Below are 18,900 nucleotides of genomic sequence, written 5' to 3'. Positions count from 1 at the left end.
CTTACTAAACGCCCCCCCCTATTACACATCGACAAAGCCTCAGGGGAGGGCATATCAACGGGCTTGGCGCCGCTGAGGTAGCGCGAAGTTTGGATCCAGGCTGCATCGGAGAGTTAATACCGCTTTGCCAGCAATAGACTCCTGCTTTCAATGGCTGCGAACTCTACCGAATCTCAACTCCCAAGAGCCCACCGTGAGATTTCAAGGGATTTCGTACAGAGCCTAGGTTTTCACACCGCTTGCAATGGCGGGTGTGGTGATTCAGTTCATTGGGGTATCGGGTTGACGGGATCGGCCAGTCGGTACTTGCTGGGCATCCGGATTACACCTGTACTTTGCTGAGCACGACTCGGTATTTCGGTTTTATGGAGCGCTTACGGATTTTCACCCACAAGATTACGCCCATGCTGGGCACACTAAAAAGGGCTACTTACATAGCCCTTTTTATACATCTCGCCAGTTAGCTGGCATCTCAGTGAAGCAAGTTTACCAATCTTGACGCCAGAACCTTCGCATGCTGACGCAATTCAGGTACGGCTGTAGCCTCCCAAAACCTTGCCTTGAGCATCGGGCCTATATAGTGAAGCCAGGTTGATCCATTGCCATTGGCATCTTTTACCGCCAGCCGCTCGTCGACAACCAATCCCAGACCGAGCGGATCGGATTGTATGAGACCGTCCTTTCTTAGTTGGGTGATCAGCATGTCATCGACACGTCGCAGGTTGGTGTTTGGCCCTGTGCAGTTGATGACACGCACAACGGTGAGCTGTTGCAGCTTGTCCTCTCCGCGCAACCGCACATCAACTAATATCTTCTCAGCATTTGAACGGACCTTCTGGATTCGTCCCGCCAGGGAGTGAATCTGCCCGGCCAATATCGCCTCTTCGAAGCGTTGGTAGGCCTCCGGAGCAACTCGATGACGATGAACATCCCAGTAGGGTTGCACGTGACGTAGAAAGCGCCGACGCTCAACCTCTGCCAGGCGCTCCCACAATCGAGGTGTGGCAGACCGGATAACCGCCAGCAAATCGCGCCAATCCAGCCCGTGAGGTCGCGCCGCCTCTATTGCGTGACGAACCAACCGCACGTACTCAAGTACCTTCGGAGGAGCCTGCATCAGGTCATCGACTAAACTTATCGGTACTTCCTGAAGTGCCCGCTGAGATCGATGAGGCAGTGGACGAAGTCCACGTCGCGAAACCATGTAAATGGGTCCACGATGCCCCTGCTGTAATAGCCCAAGCGATACATCCAGAGCTGTAAGCCCTGCACCAACTAACAAGATCGGACTATTCGCATCATTGATCTGAGAATTACCACCTGCCCAAGGATCCGACTGGTATTGATGAGGTGCGATGTACAAATCCAAACCACAAGGATCGATAGGGGAGAAATTACCAAATGCCAATACCACCTGATCGGCCTTGATGCACTCACCGTTGGCTAACTCCAGATAAGCCCCTGCTCCATCGGGTTGCAGGCAGTTAACTTCCGAAATAATCCGCTCAAGCGTTGAACCCTCAATGCAATGCTTTTCAGCATCATCCAGCACAGTGGTAAGATAATCGCCGTAAAGTTTGCGCGGTACGAAAGACGATGCTGTGTAAGCAGAATCCTGTGCCTGACAAAAGCGTAAAAAATGATCAGGCTCATCAACATAGGCACTCATGTTACCGGCAGGCACATTGAGCAGGTGCAGCGAACTGTTGGTGCCGTAAGCCAGACCTCGAGCCATTGTCCCAGATCGATTGATCAATACCACTCGAACCCCGGGGGGACTGCGGCGCAGAAACTGCGCTGCCGTTACCGCACCGCTGAAACCAGCGCCAATGATAACGAGTGTTTTCATTGACTGGCCCTTTTGTCCAGATACTCTAAAACGCGTCCAATGGATACCGACAAAGGCTCTTCAACGGTGTTGATGGAAATATCCGGATCTGTAGGTTTCTCATAAGCGGAATCGATCCCGGTGAAATTCTTGATCTCCCCTGCCCTTGCCTTGCCATACAGCCCTTTAGGATCGCGCCGCTCACATTCCTCCAGCGAAGTGTCCACAAACACTTCGACAAATTCGTCACGTCCGATTACGTCACGCGCCATCGCGCGATCTTGCTGAAAGGGCGATATGAAAGCGGTGATCACAATCAATCCAGCATCGACAAGCAGTCTGGAAACTTCTGCAACTCGCCGGATATTTTCAACACGATCGGCATCCGAGAAACCGAGATCCTTGCACAGCCCCATCCTCAGATTATCGCCGTCGAGCAAAAACGTATGCCGGCCTTTGTCAACCAGGGCCTGTTCTAGCGCATTGGCAATCGTCGACTTTCCCGCACCACTCAACCCCGTAAGCCAGATGACTGCAGGTTTTTGTCCTTTCACTTGGGCTCTCGCAGAGGCACTGACAGCCGTAGTGTGAAAAACCAGATCCTTACTCATACGATAAACCTTAATTGAATCAGACGACCAAGGCCCGCCAGTGAAATGGCAGGTCTACTCCGCGTTATGCGTGGGCAAGCAGCCGATCGCGCAACACCTTGATCCGAGCTTCACAGACTCGATAAGACTCACTGTTCAGCAAGTCCGTACGTTGCTGCTCGTCAGTGAGCGCGAGCGTATGAGTGTCACAGCCAATTCGATGAATGTAGTCACCAATAAAGCCGCAGGTGCGCAATGACGCCCAATCCGTTCCGGCTCGAGTGAACAACTGCATCGTCAGATAATAGTCTTCCATGTACTTCATATCATCGAAGTAGGTCACAGCTTCGAGATCGCACTTATCCAGATCCAGCAGGAAGCTGTGCAACGGCGCGTGGTTATGCTCGACGAAATCACGATAGGTTTCACCGTAGTCATAAATTTTTTCACGCTTGATTGTGCAACCGGTCGCCGCATCGACCATGGTGGAATAAACACGCGCAAAGGTCGCATTTTTGCCGCTGGCCTTGATTTGCTCTAGCAGCGACTTGTAAGCCTTCGGAAACAACAAGTCATCGTAATCGAGAAATGCCGCATAACCACGACCGACAGCCTTGAGTGTATCGTTCAACATCAGAGAGCGCAGATCCGGTGTCTGAGTTGTCGACACATAACGCCGAATGGCTGGTGTGCAATCACTACTCCAAGGCAGCTTTGCAAGTTCTCCTTCCAGTACCGCTATCTCCTCGTCATTCATATCCTGAATAGCCAGAATCGGCTTGACCAGGCAACCGGATTGGGCAATCAAGGAAAGAAGTGCATTAATCAGTGAGGCTCTGTCGCCCCGCCGATGGTAGCGCATGATGGTCGATACTGTATCGAGTGTAACTTGGGGGGTAACGGCCTCAGGCACAAGCTGGAAACATGAAGCTTCACAGCAGATCTTATAGCCAACGGTAGAAACATTCGGGCGCAACTCCATGCAGGCGCGCTGATCAGCTTCAATCGTGAAGTTGATAATATTTTCGCTTTGCACAAAGTCAGGATCGTTGCGCAAGTTGGCGGACACGGCAAAGCCTTTGTGCCGGATCGCCATTTTCAGCAACGACTCAATGGCGTCAGCTGGAAACAGGCAGACATCGCTGAAAACAAGGGTGAAGTCTGCGGCATCGGCGGCGGCATGGCATGAAACTTTCACGCCTTGTGCCTGCAACGCCTGGTGAATCTGATTGCTTTCGACAGCAACCGAACACCGCTCAAAAACACCGGAACTCTCAAGACACGCCAGGAACTTGCGACGAGACTCAGGCTCGGCTTCCAGACGCGCCAAGGTATTGGACGTCAGAACGATATTGAGCTTCAGATCACTATCGAGAGTATCGTGGCCGGCCGCCAAAAACGACTGACCGGACATTGCCCGTCCGATGGAGTTGAGATAGCCGTAACCGAATCGAGTATCCGGTTCGAGGTGCGCACCTTCAGCCCATTCATTCCAGGCATTGATCACCACGAAGCGGCGATCTTCCGGCAAGTTTTGCTCGGAATAATCGATAAGACGCTCGACCCAACTCTGGAACTTCGCAGTCGTGAAGTTGTTCAGCACGTAGGCTCTGGTGCCGTATCGAGCGGTGTTGTCCCATGTTGGAACCAGAGAACGGAACAAGGTGAAATCCTTGCCCAGATCCTGCTCCATATAGTGGTCGGCGACTTCTGAGTAATTGAGAACACTGCCTTCCAGAGGCCAATACGGGCGCAACTGAGCACGAGTATCAGCGACCGCATCACCGGTCCAGTCATGCAGGACCCGCTCAATGGCAGCATCCATGCCATAGTCTTGCGGATGCGTTGCCCCGCGTGTCAGCGTCGCGACAACATAAGGTGCTTTCACTCCCGCCTTCTCGCACTCTTCGCGCCAGATAGCGATATAACGCTCGCTGTGCTCGATCGAAGAAGGACGGTAAACAGAGAGTTTTGGACGTCCGTCCACTTTGATGTAGCGCTCGTCCTTGAAGAATGGGATGAGATAGCGGATGAAGTTACGAGCGTCATCCTCCGAATACACTTGCCCCAGCAGAACTTCCTGCTCGTTGCCATCCCAGCGGCGAGTCCAGTTTTCATTCGCCCAGCAGAAGCAAAACGGCATGTCGATCTGTGGATTGTCCAGCAGCATCTGTGCCGGCTTCTCCAGGATCATTCGTCCGGTGAACCAGTAATGATAGAAAATCAGGCCATGAACACCTGACTTCTTCATCATCTCAGCCTGTTGCATCAACTGTGCCGGGCCGTCCAGATGGTAATAACCGATGTCCTGGTGAGGAACATGCTGCTGGTAGTGTCCGTGGAACAGCGGGTTGGCAGAGCGAACCTTGTACCACTCGGTGAATCCCTTCCCATGCCACTCATCGTTTTCAGGCGTAGGGTGGAACTGTGGCAAGTAGTACGCCAGCACTTTGATCGTGTCGTGCACGATGGAGCCGGAGTAATCGGATTGCGGTTCGTAATAGGCCAACGGTTCACGAGATAGCTGTGGTGACTCCAGTTGGTAATTGCGACCTGCATTAGTCGTGGTAGAGACCAGTAGCAACCGCTCCAGGCAATGGCTCAGCATGCCAGGCGCGGCAGCTTCGCGCTTATCTGCAAAATCTTCATATTGCAAAGGCAAATGAATAAAGTCGCTGACAACATTTACGCGAGCCCAGAACATGCCGGCACGAGGGAACTCCGCGCTCGGAAATGTCGTGCCATCCACCTCAGGATATTTCTCCATTGCCGTCGGAAGTACGCCACGGGCGTCGCTCCAGCCAGACTCATGGTACGCAGCGTCCTCTGGCCGGTGATCAACCGGGTACACCACTTTCGCGTCATTGCCGAGCAAATCGAAGATTTGCCCAACGGTGCTTGGCGAACCGCACAGCAGATTCATCCGATCGCTCGCGTCTTGCTCCCCCATGTCGTGGAAGTGCGCAACATAGTCGTAACCGTTCAAACGGGTACCGAACTGAATGATCAGTGGGGCGAGATGCCCACTATTGGCCGGAACAGACTCGACCACCAACTTGCGCAACAAAGGCACGGCGGTACGCAAGGACTTGTCATCGAACTTTTCATTACCACTGCCACTACGGGAAATGAACAGGTCAAATTCGATCGGGATATGCTTCAGGTAGTCGAACCAGTCCCCGGACATAGTCTCATCATGCAAATGAAGATGAACGGCGACCATGATTGATGCAGGCTTTGAAACTTCCTGCAGATAAGGATCCAGGAAATAAGGTACAACTTTAAGCACCTCATACTCGGTCAGTGCACTGTCGCTCAATGGTTGCAACACCTTGCTCAAGGCAAGGCGTTTTTGACTGCGTTTGAGGGCGCGAGTCGCAATTGCGATCGCATGGCGCAGACCACCACGACGCGCCTCACGAACAAAACGCCCGAGCAATTGCGGCTGCTGCGCAACCAGACTCAACAGTTGGACAACAGTGCGATGACGACTCAATTTACGCGACAGGTGATAGTTACGCCCCTTAGTGTCGTAAATCGACCGGCCTTCGTAGTACCCATGGCGCAGATAGTGAATCAGCGGATTGATACGACGCAACCGAACATCCGCGTATCGCTCCAGATAAGCATTGGTTGAAAAACCGGCCGATGGGTCCCGCCCCTCACGCCAGCCTTGCTCAAGGTAGTGTTGCAGCGGATTGATCCCTGCCGCCCGAACATCCTCATAGGTGGTCAGATAATAGTTGGCATCGAACAGTTCGCTCTCAGCAGGACTGTCACCGCGATACCGCAATCCGAATCGCTCGGCCATATGCGACACCAGCGACTTGAGCAGGAAGCGCCCCGAAGCATAGCGGCGCAGATCCGCTTCCAGACTTTGAATCGACCGCTCGGAATCAGCTAGAACCATATTGGCCGTGCCATATTCGGATTCAAGTGCGTGCCGGTGTGCTACCAGGTTCGAGTATTCAGATGCAAGCGTGCGGTGCTGAGCTTCCAGATTACCGAAGTCAACCTCGAGCGCCTTTATGCTCTGATCCTTCAACGCCGCTTGTTCGATCAGCCGCGCACTCAGCTCTGAGCTGTGGTCCTCGAAATGGCGCATGAGTCGATAAGCGGGCAACCGCTCCAACATCCCTCGGTGGAGATCATTGAGCAGCGCTTCAAGTGCCTGGTCGTCTGCTCGCATGTCATGGGAAAGCTCCAGAAGAACATTGCTGAGCTTCAACACATCGACCGATACAGCGGGATCCTTGCTGAGATCTTCCGGAGTAAAGGTATTATGTTGCAGCGAACGCTCAAGAAACTTGTGCTGATACTCAAGGAACTCCGGTCCTTGCGGATCAAAGGGTAGCCCCAAGGAAGCAGAAATACGCTTCAACTGCTTTTCTGGCTCTTGAAGCATCAAGTCGTAGTTAACAAAAACACGCGAAGTGCCCTGGCTATACTTCATGCTGAACAGCATGTGTTCCAGCCAGAGGAAATAACCTTTCTCCAGCTCAAAACTATTTCGCTTGGCCAACGAATGAGCGACACTTTTCGGATTACGAAAGGCGACGACATAGCTGACTTTCAACTCGAGTGCGGCAAAAACCTCCTGCCAGAAAGGCAGAAGCCGCGCCATGCGTGGATCTTTAACGCCAAAACAATCGATCCCCGCAAGTTTGCTGCGCAGAAGTTCGATCGCAAGAACTTTATGGTCTTCGGCAACTTTCGACTCCAACTCCTCCGGCAGGATCGGCGTCAGTGTATGCCAGTCATGACCCAACGCCTTTAGCAGTTCGACGTTGAAATCCGTTACTGCGGCGTCCTCAAAAAAACCCTTTTCGTTATTACCCACTTCAGCCGACAAAAGATTGCCGCCAAGATCTACACCAAGTACTTGTAACCCACGAGTAATGGCACTTGTACCGCTACGGTGCATGCCCAGAACTACGACTATTTGTTTATGTTCCATAAGATTAATTATGCTCAACACTTGAAATGGTAAAAGCCGAAACACACTTGAAATCTACCGTCCCGGTTGCCGTGATCGCGGTTTCCGGTAGAACACGAAACAGGCATGCATCGATCAAGCGGTGCAGGTAGGTCTCCCCTTCCCCGACGACACCGACCACGCCGGAGTTGAGAAAGTACGTGCCAGGATTCAGGTTGCACTCGAACTCGAATTCGACATCGATTTCCGCCTCGGCAGCCACATAGGTAATAGAATCTTGAGCCGTGGCCGCACTGGCCGCCCCACCGATCTCGATGCCCGCAAGCGTTTTGATCATCATGCCAAAGCGAACAGCCACGGCCCCTGTCGAAAACGCTACGCGGTATGTATAGCGATAGGTGTCCCCGCGCTTGAGGCAGTTGACCTGTTTGCCGGCCGCATTGAGGATGCGTGGATCACTGATCAGAACGCCGTGAGATTCGTAGGACATAACGCTTTTGGAGACGATATGAGGATCGAAGTACTCCTCCAATCCGTTGTCCGCGGCTTGCGATATCTCAACCGCAACCGCCGACCGTTTCGCCTCTCGCTCCAGTTCAAGCCGTTCGAGACCACCCGACTTGATCGCTTCGCGAATGCCGGCAACCTTGTCGGCGGGTGCATACAACAACTTCTGATATTGGCCGACAATAACCTTCGGCACACCCTCGGCAAGCTTTTCACCTTTATCGAGAAGTATGGCGCGGGTACACAATTCGATGACCGCACTTCCCGAGTGCGATACGAACAGAATAGTGGCGCCGCTGGCTTTAATCGCCTCGATACGCGCAAAGCATTTGCGCTGAAATAATTCGTCGCCGACGGACAACGCCTCGTCGACGATCAATATTTGCGGGTCAACGTTGATGGCCACCGCAAAGGCCAGGCGCACCATCATGCCACTCGAATAGGTCTTGACCGGTTGATCAATGAAATCCCCGATTTCCGCGAACGCCTCAATCTCGGCAAAGCGGGTGTCGGTTTCTTCTTTTGTAAGACCGAGCACTGCAGCGTTCATATAGACGTTTTCGCGACCGCTGAATTCCGGGTTGAACCCAGATCCCAACTCCAGCAAGGCCGCGACGCGACCATGGGTCAAAATATCGCCGTGAGTCTGATTGAGCGTGCCGCAAATCATCTGCAACAGGGTTGATTTCCCGCTGCCGTTACGCCCAAGAATACCGACGGTTTCACCTCTGTCGATGGTGAACGAAACGTCCTGCAAGGCCCAAAACTCCCGAAAGTATTGCTTCCGGCTGCGAGCGAACATTTGCAACAGCCGATCTCTAGGCTTGTCGTAAATATGAAAACACTTGCTCAGGTTGTTGACGGCAATTGCTGTATTAGAGGACATCGGCGAACCCTTTACGCGTTTTTTGGAACCACGCAAATCCTAGCCAGAAGACAAGAGCTGCAGCGATATAGTAGAAGCCCAAGTGAACAAAGCTGGGCAGTTCACCACGGAAGAGCAGAGCCCGCGCATCTTCGATCGCAGGTGTCAGGGGATTCAGGAAAAGCAGATGCCGGTACTCCTCAGGTAACGCCGTGATCGGATAGAAAATAGGGGACAGGAACATCAAAACCGAAGTGCAGACACCGATGATCTGACTGACATCTCTGAGGTACACCCCCATTGAGGCGAGAAACCAGACCAGGCCGACAACAAAGATCATCAAGGGCGCCAGGAATACCGGCAGTAGAAGGACGGTGTATTGGAGTTTTCCGAAGAAAATCAGGTAAGCGACCAACCAGACACTAAGGCTGACAAGAAAGTGGAACATTGCCGCGCCAAGCGTTACCCAAGGAAGTATTTCCAGCGGGAATACCACCTTTTTTACGTAGTTGACGTTACCGACAATCAACCCCGGGGCTCTGTTTATACATTCTGCAAACAAATTAAATACGATCAGGCCGGCAAACAGCATGAGCGCAAACTCGGTTTTCGAGCTGCTATCGACGCTCCATCTGGCTTTAAACACGACACTGAACACAAATGTGTAAATAACGAGCATGACAATGGGGTTGAACAGTGACCACAACATCCCCATGATCGAACCACGATAGCGCCCAACGATCTCCCGCTGTACCAACGCTCGGATGAGGCCTTTGTTGCGCCAGACGCTATTGAGCATCTCCTTTGGCGACGTAGAAAAATTCAGCATTGTGTAAAAACCTCAAAAAATCCGAGGGAGTTTAACTTCCTCAGCAAACTCACTCGTCCGATCATTACTTGAATTACCACAGAACTCTTCCTGAAAGGAGCCAAGCCCGACTGCGTGTCAGATTCCATTGAACACCGTCGCCAAAACCAGCCCAAGATTGCCCCATAAGGATTGCCGGTAGACCCCGGATCGTCGTAGCCAGATGATCCGCGCCAATCCACGTGAGCTACGTGCTCGCTGAAAAAGATCCAGCCTCATCCGGCTTTCTTCATTTAACTGAAATCGGATCGACTCCAGCGCTGCAATATTCTTTTGATTCCACCCACGAAAACGACCGCGACACAGCATACGCACCCGTTTTAATTGCGCTCTAAACCCCGAGGTAGAGCCAATAAGATTCGCATCATGCTGCCTATAGAGAATGGTCGGGCAAACATCGTAACAAACCCGCCCACCGGCGCCCGAAACAAGCAGATAGGCCCACCAGTCATGGGAGACGATATCCAGACTGGCACCTGCCCGCTGAAACAACTGGCGGGCGGCATGGTTGAAGACCATTGTGTTGCCGCCACCCACACTTTGCACCAACGCATTGGCAAATCCGACAGGACGCGCAAACAAGGGTGACAAGCCGATATTTGCGCCATGCGCATCGATAAGCTCCGTCCTGCCACAATAAAGAGAAGGCGTATGCAACGGTACATCCTGCAGTCGCTGCAAAGCGGACTCCAGCTTGTTTTCCTGCCAGATGTCGTCTTGATCGGCCCAGGCATAGAAATCGGACTCGATCGACTCGTCACAGGTAACAGCGAGAAAATTTGCAGCATAGCCACGCCCTGGCCCCGGTCGGACCGACAGTTTGTCATCGCCCCAGCGCTCGGCATATTCGCGCAACAATTCCAAGGTAGAGTCGGTAGAACCGTCGTCAGATACCACGACAAACCAGTGCGGATAGGTTTGACGCGCTATGGATTCCAGTTGCTCAACCAGAAATCGCTCACCATTGAAGGTGCACAAAAGAATCGCAACACGCACCATATGCCCACTTACGTTCTGCCGACCATCGTCCACATCGCGGCAATCCGAATTGTTGTTTTGGACAACCGGAGAAAGAGGGGCTACCACCGGGCACTCCGTTGCTTAAATGAGAAAATTTCACCTGTATCGATTCGTTCAAAACGGGCAGGCGTTCGACAGACCAGCGGGGCGTTGGATGATCGGTCCACGCGCCACCCCAAAGCTGCGCAAAATTTGCAATTATAACGACGAAGCATAGCCATTTGATAGCCCAGTGACATTATCGCTTTGCAAACGCTGGAAGCGGGTTTCGGGATTGAAAACACATGACATTGAACAACTCGAGGTGGAGCCGCACACCCACGGCGCCGGGGGGGGTGTAGGGTACCAAGCCCCCCTCTACCGAAAAAGGGTGGCAGTTTGCCAACTGCCAGGAATCAAGGCATCACCAACCCACTCCTTGATACTGCAATTCAGCTATGCGGTTTCGGACCACGCTGTTCGCCTAAATGGCGAAGGGCTTTATCCACACTGATAACAGGTCGCCATCCCAGGATGTCGCAGGTTTTGCTGATATCGACCTGCAATGAGCCACACAACCGCTGAGCCAAGTCACGACGCCCAATAAGGGATGCACCCAAATTCAGCATCCAGGAAGGGATTGCCAACAAACGAGGCCTGACACCCAGCGCATCGGCCATGCGCCGAAGCAATTGGGAGATGGACAAATCCTCACCATCACTGACCAGAAATGTATTTCCCGCCGCCTCAGGATGGCTGATGCAGACATTGATCAAGTCCACCAGATTCTCGATAGCCACCAGGCTGCGCCGATTGTTTATCGCACCCAGTGGAAGTGGCACACCGCGCTCAAGCCAACGCATCATGCTCAAGAAGTTCGCCTTCACTCCAGGTCCGTAGACCAATGGCGGGCGAATAATGACAACCTCCATGCCAGTGTCGAGACCGATCTGTTTCAATGCCTCTTCGGCTTCGTGTTTTGATACACCATAGGGATCGGCCGGCGCCGGAAAATCATTAGCATTGAATGGTTTACCCAATACAGTGCTTTCACCATTAACTTTGATCGAACTGATGAAAATGAAGCGTTTTACCCCAGACTCAGCTGCGCGCCGTGCCAGTCGAAGGGTCCCCTCCACATTGACCTTACGAAACTCGGTCAACGCATCTATGGCAGTTTCATTCATCACATGCACACGAGCAGCGGTATGGATAACGACCTGCACATCACCGAGATCAGGCAATACTTTTGAATCGGTAAGCTCGAAAGGAACAACCGCGCACAGCCCGTTCAGCCGCGTTGCGCCTCGTGCCGCTGCGATGGGGATGAGCTTCCTATCCAACAACAGCCTGAAAACCACTGCTTCGCCGACAAATCCGCTTGCCCCAGTTACCAGTATCTTCGGGCCACTCATTTAGCTTTGTATCCTATCAACGCGGTAACCCAACAGATAAAAAAGAAGAACACCTTGTCACGCGCCCGGCGTCGGCATTGCCAGGCACTGAAGGACAGTTTTATCAATTGCTTATGGCGCAAATGCAACCACGTTTTGACGAACGGGTCTGTATCCCGCCCAACCAGACAAGCAATCATCCGAACCTGATTGAACCACCAACCGTCGTGAATCGTTTTATAACGAGAAATCAATGGGCTCAAACCCTTGTTAGCACCCACCTGATTACGCTCATGTTGGCGATAGTCCATTGATGGCAACGGGTCGATGTACCAACGGTAGCCATGGCTGCGGGCAAAAGCGTAGCAATACCAGTCATGCAAGCTGACTTTCTGTAAATTCTGCCAATTATCAAGCATCGCGGCTTTCAAGGACTCCGCCATCTTTTTGCTCAGCACGTAGGTACAACCCGGACCTGCAGCTTCGAACAGGTAGTCCCATTCGACTTGGGGCTGAGCCTTGTCCAGCAAGTGAGTTCTGCCATCTGGCCAAAAGGCCGTGACGTTGCTGGAGTAAGCATCGACCTCGCGAGTTTGAATGGCATCGACTGCACGCTGCAGTTTGTCCTTGTGCCAAATATCATCCTGGTCAGCAAAGGCTATGAAATCGAAGGAGCTGAAATCGACATCACGAATCAATCGAAAGAAGTTACGCGAGGCCCCCCCGAATCTACCGGCGTCCGGTAGAACGACCACCTGGTGATGCTCAGCCGCATAAGCCGCGCACCAGACTTCGGTACCGTCAGTGGAAGGATCGATACTGATATAAACGGTTACGTCAACAGCTGACTGGTCAAGGATCGAGGCCAACTGCTCCTCGATCCACCGCATGCCATTGTAGGCAGCCAGCAAAACCGCGACCTTGGGATGTTTTACTGGCATACCATTCCTGCCTGGACCGATTAAACGCTGCTGTTCGAAAGGATTGAGCCTTCGAATCAGTGGGAAGGCGAGTCCAGGAGCTTTTGCAGATACTGACCGTAGCCCGTCTTCTTCAGGGCATCAGCCTGAGTGCCCAGCTGCTCGGCACTGATCCAGCCATTGTGATAGGCGATCTCTTCAAGGCACGCCACTTTCAAGCCTTGACGCTGCTCGATGGTGTGCACGAAGTGACTGGCTTCCAGCAACGAATCATGAGTACCGGTATCCAGCCAGGCAAAACCACGGCCAAGCATTTCGACATTGAGAGTTTTCTGCTCGAGGTACGCACGGTTAACGTCGGTAATTTCCAGCTCACCACGTGCGGATGGCTTGATGTTCTTGGCGATCTCGACGACCTGGTTGTCGTAGAAGTACAGCCCGGTCACCGCGTAGCTGGATTTTGGCTTCAGCGGCTTCTCTTCGATGCTCAAGGCACGGCCGGAAGCGTCGAACTCGACTACACCAAAACGCTCCGGATCCGATACGTGATAGCCGAATACGGTCGCGCCGTGCTCTTGAGTAGTGGCAGAACGCAGGTTATCCGAGAAGTGCTGACCGTAGAAGATGTTGTCGCCCAGGATCAGGCAGCAAGGGTCCTTGCCGATGAACTCTTCGCCAATGATGAACGCCTGCGCCAGACCGTCCGGGCTAGGTTGCTCGGCGTAGGTCAGCTTGATGCCGTACAAGCTGCCGTCGCCCAGCAACTTGCGGAAGCACGGCAGGTCTTCAGGGGTGGAGATAATCAGGATTTCGCGCATACCGGCAAGCATCAACACCGACAGCGGGTAGAAGATCATCGGCTTGTCGTAGATCGGCAGCATCTGCTTGGACACGCCGAGGGTCAACGGGTGCAGACGAGTGCCCGAGCCGCCAGCGAGGATGATGCCTTTACGATTTGTCGTGTTCATTTATTCAGGACTTCCATCAGCATTCGGGTGACACCACTTTGCCAATCCGGCAAGTGTAGAGAAAAATTGTCGCGCAGCTTCTGAGTGTTCAACCGGGAATTCAGAGGGCGGCGCGCCGGTGTCGGGTAGGCGGTTGTGTCTATCGGATTGATCGCTGTAACAGCGAGTTCTTCGCCATTGGCCTTGGCGAAACCGATCACATGACTGGCATAGCCATGCCAGGACACTTCGCCAGCCGCCGCCAGGTGATACAGGCCCGCCAATTCAGGACGCTGCAGCACTTGCTGAATGGCCAGCGCCGTCACATCGGCGATCAGGTCTGCACCCGTCGGGGCGCCAATCTGGTCGGCGATAACGCTCAAGGTTTCGCGATCCTTGGCCAGACGCAGCATGGTCTTGGCAAAGTTGTTGCCGCGAGCGCCATAGACCCAACTGGTACGGAAGATCAGGTGCTTGCAACCTGAGGCAATAATTGCCTGCTCACCAGCCAGTTTGCTGGCACCGTAATGATTCACCGGGGCGACGGCATCGGTCTCTTGCCACGGCGCCAGGCCTTCACCGCTGAACACGTAATCGGTCGAGTAGTGAATCAGCCAAGCCCCTAGAGATGCAGCTTCTTCAGCCATGACCTGACTCGCCCGACCGTTCACACGATCCGCCAGCTCGGTCTCGGATTCAGCTTTATCGACAGCGGTGTAGGCCGCAGCGTTGACGATCACGTCGGGCTTGACCTGACGAATCGTCGCGCGCAGTGCGTCGAGATCAGACAGGTCGCCACTCAAACCATCGACCGGATGACGGTCCAGGGCGATCAACTCGCCAAGCGGCGCAAGTGAGCGTTGCAGCTCCCAGCCCACCTGGCCGTTTTTTCCAAGCAGGAGGATTTTCATGCCTTGTCCGAACGATCCGAGTAGTTCTGATCGATCCATTGCTGGTAGCTGCCGCTCTTCACGTGAGCCACCCACTCAGTGTTGCTGAGGTACCACTCGACAGTCTTGCGAATACCGGTTTCAAAGGTCTCTTCCGGTGTCCAACCCAGTTCACGCTGGATTTTGCTGGCGTCGATCGCGTAACGCTGGTCATGGCCCGGACGATCCTGAACGTAGGTGATCAGGCTGGCGTGTGGACGATGAGCTGAGTCCGGACGCAGCTCGTCGAGAAGTGCACACAGGGTATGCACCACTTCAATGTTTTGCTTCTCGTTATGACCGCCGATGTTGTAGGTCTCTCCGATCACGCCTTCGGTCACGACTTTGTAGAGTGCGCGGGCATGGTCTTCAACGTAGAGCCAGTCACGAACTTGATTGCCTTTGCCATAGACCGGCAGCGGCTTACCTTCCAGTGCATTGAGGATGATCAGAGGGATCAGCTTCTCAGGGAAGTGGCAAGGACCATAGTTGTTCGAGCAGTTGGTGACCAGGGTCGGCAGGCCGTAGGTACGGCTCCAGGCGCGAACCAGGTGATCGGAACTGGCCTTGCTGGCCGAGTACGGCGAACTCGGCTGATACGGCGTGGTTTCGGTGAAGAGGTCTTCCGGACCTTCAAGGTCTCCGTAGACTTCGTCGGTGGAAATATGGTGGAAGCGGAAGTTGGCTTTACGCGCATCGTCCAGTGCCGCCCAATAGTGGCGTGCAGCTTCCAGCAAGGTGTAAGTGCCGATGATGTTGGTCTGGATGAATTCAGACGGACCGGAGATCGAGCGGTCAACGTGGGACTCTGCGGCCAGGTGCATGATGGCATCCGGTTGGTGTTCACGCAGGACACGGTCCACTTGATCACGGTCGCAGATGTCGACGCGTTCGAACACGTAACGCGAGCTCTGGCTAACTTCGGCCAACGACTCAAGGTTACCGGCATAAGTCAGTTTATCGACGTTAACGACAGAGTCGGCAGTGTTGGAGATGATATGACGAATGACTGCCGAGCCGATAAATCCGGCGCCGCCGGTTACTAAAATTTTCACGCGAAACCATACCCTTAAGTTACTGACAGGGCCGCCAACCGCGCACTGTCTAATCCATGAATGCAAAAGCCATCAAGTCAGCCGTGGCTTCTGACAGAGTCAGTCTGAACCGATGCGGGAATCCCCTTCTATCGGCCAAGCGCAGCATTTTACAGCTTAATGAAGGTTTTACTAATGGATATGGACAAGCTGCGACGCAAATTCCATGCCTACAGCGGGCCTCCCGGAATCAGACAAGGCGTTTGCGCGAGGATCTGGACGTACGCCCCAGAAACCAGCCCAGAATGGGCCCGATCACCATGCCGATCAGCAGCGCAATCACCATGATGAGTGATACTGGCAATTGCGGCCCCGCCCAACCAAGGAACAGTAGGGATACGCCTTGCTGGTTCTCAAGAACGAACGCCAGGATCGCCAGAACAAGCAACAGGACAAATACAGCGAGGAGTACGCGCTTGAGGTTACGCATCAGCGGCTCCCTGGAGTGCAACAGCCGTCAAAGCCCTTCCTCCTCATCCTCATCCTCATCCTCGTTCACACGATCGCGCAGTTCTTTGCCTGGCTTGAAATGCGGAACGAACTTGCCGTCAAGGCTGACGGACTGACCGGTTTTTGGATTACGCCCCACGCGCGGCGCGCGATAGTGCAGTGAAAAGCTGCCAAAACCACGGATCTCGATGCGATCACCAGTGGCCAGACATTGGGACATTTGCTCAAGCATGGTCTTGATGGCCAGCTCCACATCCTTGGATGAGAGTAGCCCTTGATGGGTGACAATTCGTTCGATCAACTCCGACTTCGTCATATTTTTCCCTTCTTTTTCAAGCAGCTAGATCAGCGCTTCAAAGGTTTTAGCACGCCCCGAGTAATTTGAACAGCCCGGGTGTTGACATATCTTCCCCAGCAGCGAGATGCCCGATTCCAGGGCGCCGGAACACTGATCGAAGCCACACACTCACCTGCATATAACCAGCATGGTGCGCGTCAGATAGCCCGCGGGATTGAAGCCGAAAGGGAATACATCTTCCTCCTTGGCATCATCGGACCTTACGATGACTTTATAACCTGCCCCCTTACACTCCTTGGCCGCTCGCTTGTGACACTTCTCCCATCCCGAGCCCAACCCTGAACAATCGACCTCTATACCACTGACGCCACGTACTGCATGAGTCTTGGCGCTGGTGGTACAACCTGCCAATGTCATTACTGCTATCACAACAATGAATTTGTTCATTCACTTCCTTCGGTTGGACGCCCTACCCGCCTGTCGTTCGCTTCAGACTAAAGAAAGAGACAGCCCAGGGTAACGATTGGTTTCGCGGGCATTTTGGAGAAAGAAGCATCATCACAAGACTCACCTCGAACGATTCAGCTTGCGGCTTCCTGATGAGCGGATCTGTATGTACACCCAATCCAGTATACTCACACCACAGCTGCGCTTACTGATCCCCCTCCACAGCACAACGTAGCGAAACATTTCCGACTCAATCAGCACCCTTGCAACGAAAGGTTGCCACTTCCACAATGGCAGCGCTGAACAAGCATTCGCTTTAGGGATGAAATCGCATGTACAAACTTTCTTCGCTGCAAGCCGCCAGAGGCTTGGCGGCCCTTATGGTCGTTGCATTCCACTCACTGTTTATTAGCGCCAAATATGTAGAAAGCAAAAGCTTTCCGCCTGAAATATTTTTCTTCGGACAAACCGGCGTTGATCTTTTCTTTGTAATCAGCGGCTTCGTGATGATTATCGCCTTCCGCAACAAATTCGGAAAAAAAGGTGAAATATCAAACTTCCTGAAAGGTCGCTTCTTTCGCATATACCCTACTTACTGGGTTTATTTTTTCGCCGTCTTTATCATATTCCAGATAAGACCCGAAATGATGAACAGCTCGCAAAGTGGAAATATTGATATTACGGCCTCCTTATTATTATTGCCCGCTTCGACACTACCACTGCTAATGGTCGCTTGGTCGCTGATCCACGAAGTGTGGTTTTATCTGATTTTCGCGGTAATTCTGCTACTGCCACCCAAGTGGGTACTGAGTGCTTTTTCGTTCTGGCTTATAGCAATCATTTACGCTTCCTTGTTCACAGCCACGCCGGAAAACCCATATTTACGCGTGATGACCCACGCATTCTCCCTTGAATTCATATTTGGCGCATTGGCGGGTATCGCCTACTTGAAGCTCTCGAAACGACCTGCATCCTCCCCTCTCGCTGCGGCCCTGATGGCACTTACCGGCCTCGGCGCTATCGCCTATTCCTTGAGCGCAGGCACTGTCAATGGCTCTGACGTGATTCAATCCATATCCCTGGAGCGAGCCTTCGCGGTCGGGGGTGGATACACTCTTCTTTTGCTAGCTTTCGCACTGCAAGAGTCGAACAACAGATTGAAGGTATTCAGCTTTCTAAAGTTGACTGGAGACATGTCCTATTCACTGTACCTTTCACACATTCTGACACTAAGTGTTTGCGGGAGGGTGTGGCTGTCACTTGGGCTTACGGGGAGCGGCGCTTGGGGAACGATAGTGTTTTGGGCAGCCTCGTACAGCGCTGTTATTCTGGTCACCTACTTGAGCTATCGCCTGATCGAAAAACCGCTACTTACACTTACGGACCTTTATAAAAAACCAAAATTTATCAAACAAGCATCCCCTGCCAAGGGGGACACCTAACACCAACAGAAAAAGATCGCGCGCCGCAATATGGCAACCACCACCTCGCAGCCTTAATGTACTTAAACTAACGATTGCGCCATTAAAAAGTCATACAAACTTCTGAGAACGAGAACTTCTGACACACAAAAACCGAAGCAATCACTTCAGCCCGGCATACGAATCCGAACCAACAGCTCGAGAGATCATGAGAGAAGCAATAATCCCAGCCTGTCGCCCCACACAACTTTAAGTCACGCGACCCAGATCAAGATGACCTCGACACTCAAACTCCCGATCCATTTCACCCCGCAGAACACTCGCCAGCGACGGCGATAGCGGGCGGCCTTGCGGCACCCCACCCAACTCTCACCGAGGCTTTTGAGCGATTGAGCCCATACCGGGCG

The 18,900-nt window shown here is 53.1% G+C and carries 15 protein-coding genes; 1 reads left to right on the top strand and 14 read right to left on the bottom strand.

Going from position 1 to position 18,900, the window contains the following annotated elements; all coding sequences use genetic code 11:
* Window positions 1-472 precede the first annotated feature (472 nt).
* The 14 genes from AC30D7_RS28510 to AC30D7_RS28445 all read right to left on the bottom strand — a co-directional run bounded on the left by AC30D7_RS28510 (window position 473) and on the right by AC30D7_RS28445 (window position 17,072).
* Window positions 473-1,849 (bottom strand): FAD/NAD(P)-binding protein, encoded by a 1,377-nt coding sequence (locus AC30D7_RS28510; RefSeq protein ID WP_490136298.1) that lies wholly within the window; start codon window positions 1,847-1,849, stop codon window positions 473-475.
* On the bottom strand, window positions 1,846-2,439 hold the full coding sequence (gene cysC, locus AC30D7_RS28505) for an adenylyl-sulfate kinase (protein WP_428633155.1): 594 nt from the start codon (window positions 2,437-2,439) through the stop codon (window positions 1,846-1,848). Before cysC ends, AC30D7_RS28510 begins: the two co-directional genes overlap by 4 nt.
* A gap of 64 nt (window positions 2,440-2,503) precedes the next feature.
* A complete protein-coding gene (locus AC30D7_RS28500; protein ID WP_490136297.1) occupies window positions 2,504-7,375 on the bottom strand; it encodes a glycoside hydrolase family 99-like domain-containing protein in 4,872 nt (1,623 codons plus the stop codon).
* Between the two features lie 4 nt (window positions 7,376-7,379).
* A complete protein-coding gene (locus AC30D7_RS28495) occupies window positions 7,380-8,747 on the bottom strand; it encodes an ABC transporter ATP-binding protein (protein WP_490136296.1) in 1,368 nt (455 codons plus the stop codon).
* Window positions 8,737-9,555 carry an ABC transporter permease gene (locus tag AC30D7_RS28490; RefSeq protein WP_428633160.1) on the bottom strand — a complete coding sequence of 273 codons (819 nt, stop codon included), beginning with the start codon at window positions 9,553-9,555 and terminating at the stop codon, window positions 8,737-8,739. Before AC30D7_RS28490 ends, AC30D7_RS28495 begins: the two co-directional genes overlap by 11 nt.
* A gap of 117 nt (window positions 9,556-9,672) precedes the next feature.
* Window positions 9,673-10,680: a glycosyltransferase family 2 protein gene (locus tag AC30D7_RS28485; RefSeq protein ID WP_428633161.1), complete on the bottom strand. Its 1,008-nt coding sequence runs from the start codon at window positions 10,678-10,680 to the stop codon at window positions 9,673-9,675.
* 365 nt (window positions 10,681-11,045) lie between these two features.
* A complete protein-coding gene (locus tag AC30D7_RS28480) occupies window positions 11,046-12,008 on the bottom strand; it encodes a UDP-glucose 4-epimerase family protein (RefSeq protein ID WP_428633163.1) in 963 nt (320 codons plus the stop codon).
* Window positions 12,005-12,928 carry a glycosyltransferase gene (locus AC30D7_RS28475; RefSeq protein ID WP_490136295.1) on the bottom strand — a complete coding sequence of 308 codons (924 nt, stop codon included), beginning with the start codon at window positions 12,926-12,928 and terminating at the stop codon, window positions 12,005-12,007. Before AC30D7_RS28475 ends, AC30D7_RS28480 begins: the two co-directional genes overlap by 4 nt.
* Before the next feature lie 56 nt (window positions 12,929-12,984).
* Window positions 12,985-13,875: a glucose-1-phosphate thymidylyltransferase RfbA gene (gene rfbA / locus AC30D7_RS28470; RefSeq protein ID WP_490136294.1), complete on the bottom strand. Its 891-nt coding sequence runs from the start codon at window positions 13,873-13,875 to the stop codon at window positions 12,985-12,987.
* Window positions 13,872-14,765 (bottom strand): dTDP-4-dehydrorhamnose reductase, encoded by an 894-nt coding sequence (gene rfbD / locus AC30D7_RS28465; RefSeq protein WP_490136293.1) that lies wholly within the window; start codon window positions 14,763-14,765, stop codon window positions 13,872-13,874. Before rfbD ends, rfbA begins: the two co-directional genes overlap by 4 nt.
* Entirely contained in the window at window positions 14,762-15,838 is a 1,077-nt protein-coding gene (gene rfbB, locus AC30D7_RS28460) for a dTDP-glucose 4,6-dehydratase (RefSeq protein ID WP_490136292.1), read from the bottom strand. Before rfbB ends, rfbD begins: the two co-directional genes overlap by 4 nt.
* Window positions 15,839-16,067: 229 nt before the next feature.
* Window positions 16,068-16,307 (bottom strand): LapA family protein, encoded by a 240-nt coding sequence (locus AC30D7_RS28455; RefSeq protein WP_490136291.1) that lies wholly within the window; start codon window positions 16,305-16,307, stop codon window positions 16,068-16,070.
* A gap of 27 nt (window positions 16,308-16,334) precedes the next feature.
* Window positions 16,335-16,643 carry an integration host factor subunit beta gene (ihfB, locus tag AC30D7_RS28450; protein ID WP_490136290.1) on the bottom strand — a complete coding sequence of 103 codons (309 nt, stop codon included), beginning with the start codon at window positions 16,641-16,643 and terminating at the stop codon, window positions 16,335-16,337.
* A 150-nt stretch (window positions 16,644-16,793) separates the two neighbouring features.
* Window positions 16,794-17,072 (bottom strand): hypothetical protein, encoded by a 279-nt coding sequence (locus tag AC30D7_RS28445; RefSeq protein ID WP_428633169.1) that lies wholly within the window; start codon window positions 17,070-17,072, stop codon window positions 16,794-16,796.
* 332 nt (window positions 17,073-17,404) lie between these two features.
* Here AC30D7_RS28445 and AC30D7_RS28440 point away from each other — a divergent pair, with 332 nt between their 5' ends.
* Window positions 17,405-18,514 (top strand): acyltransferase family protein, encoded by a 1,110-nt coding sequence (locus AC30D7_RS28440; protein WP_490136289.1) that lies wholly within the window; start codon window positions 17,405-17,407, stop codon window positions 18,512-18,514.
* The last annotated feature ends 386 nt before the right edge of the window (window positions 18,515-18,900 follow it).

Source organism: Pseudomonas sp. DF5 (genome assembly GCF_058148225.1).
The sequence above is the reverse complement of the archived record's forward strand: the minus strand, read 5'-3'. Positions and strand labels throughout refer to the sequence as shown.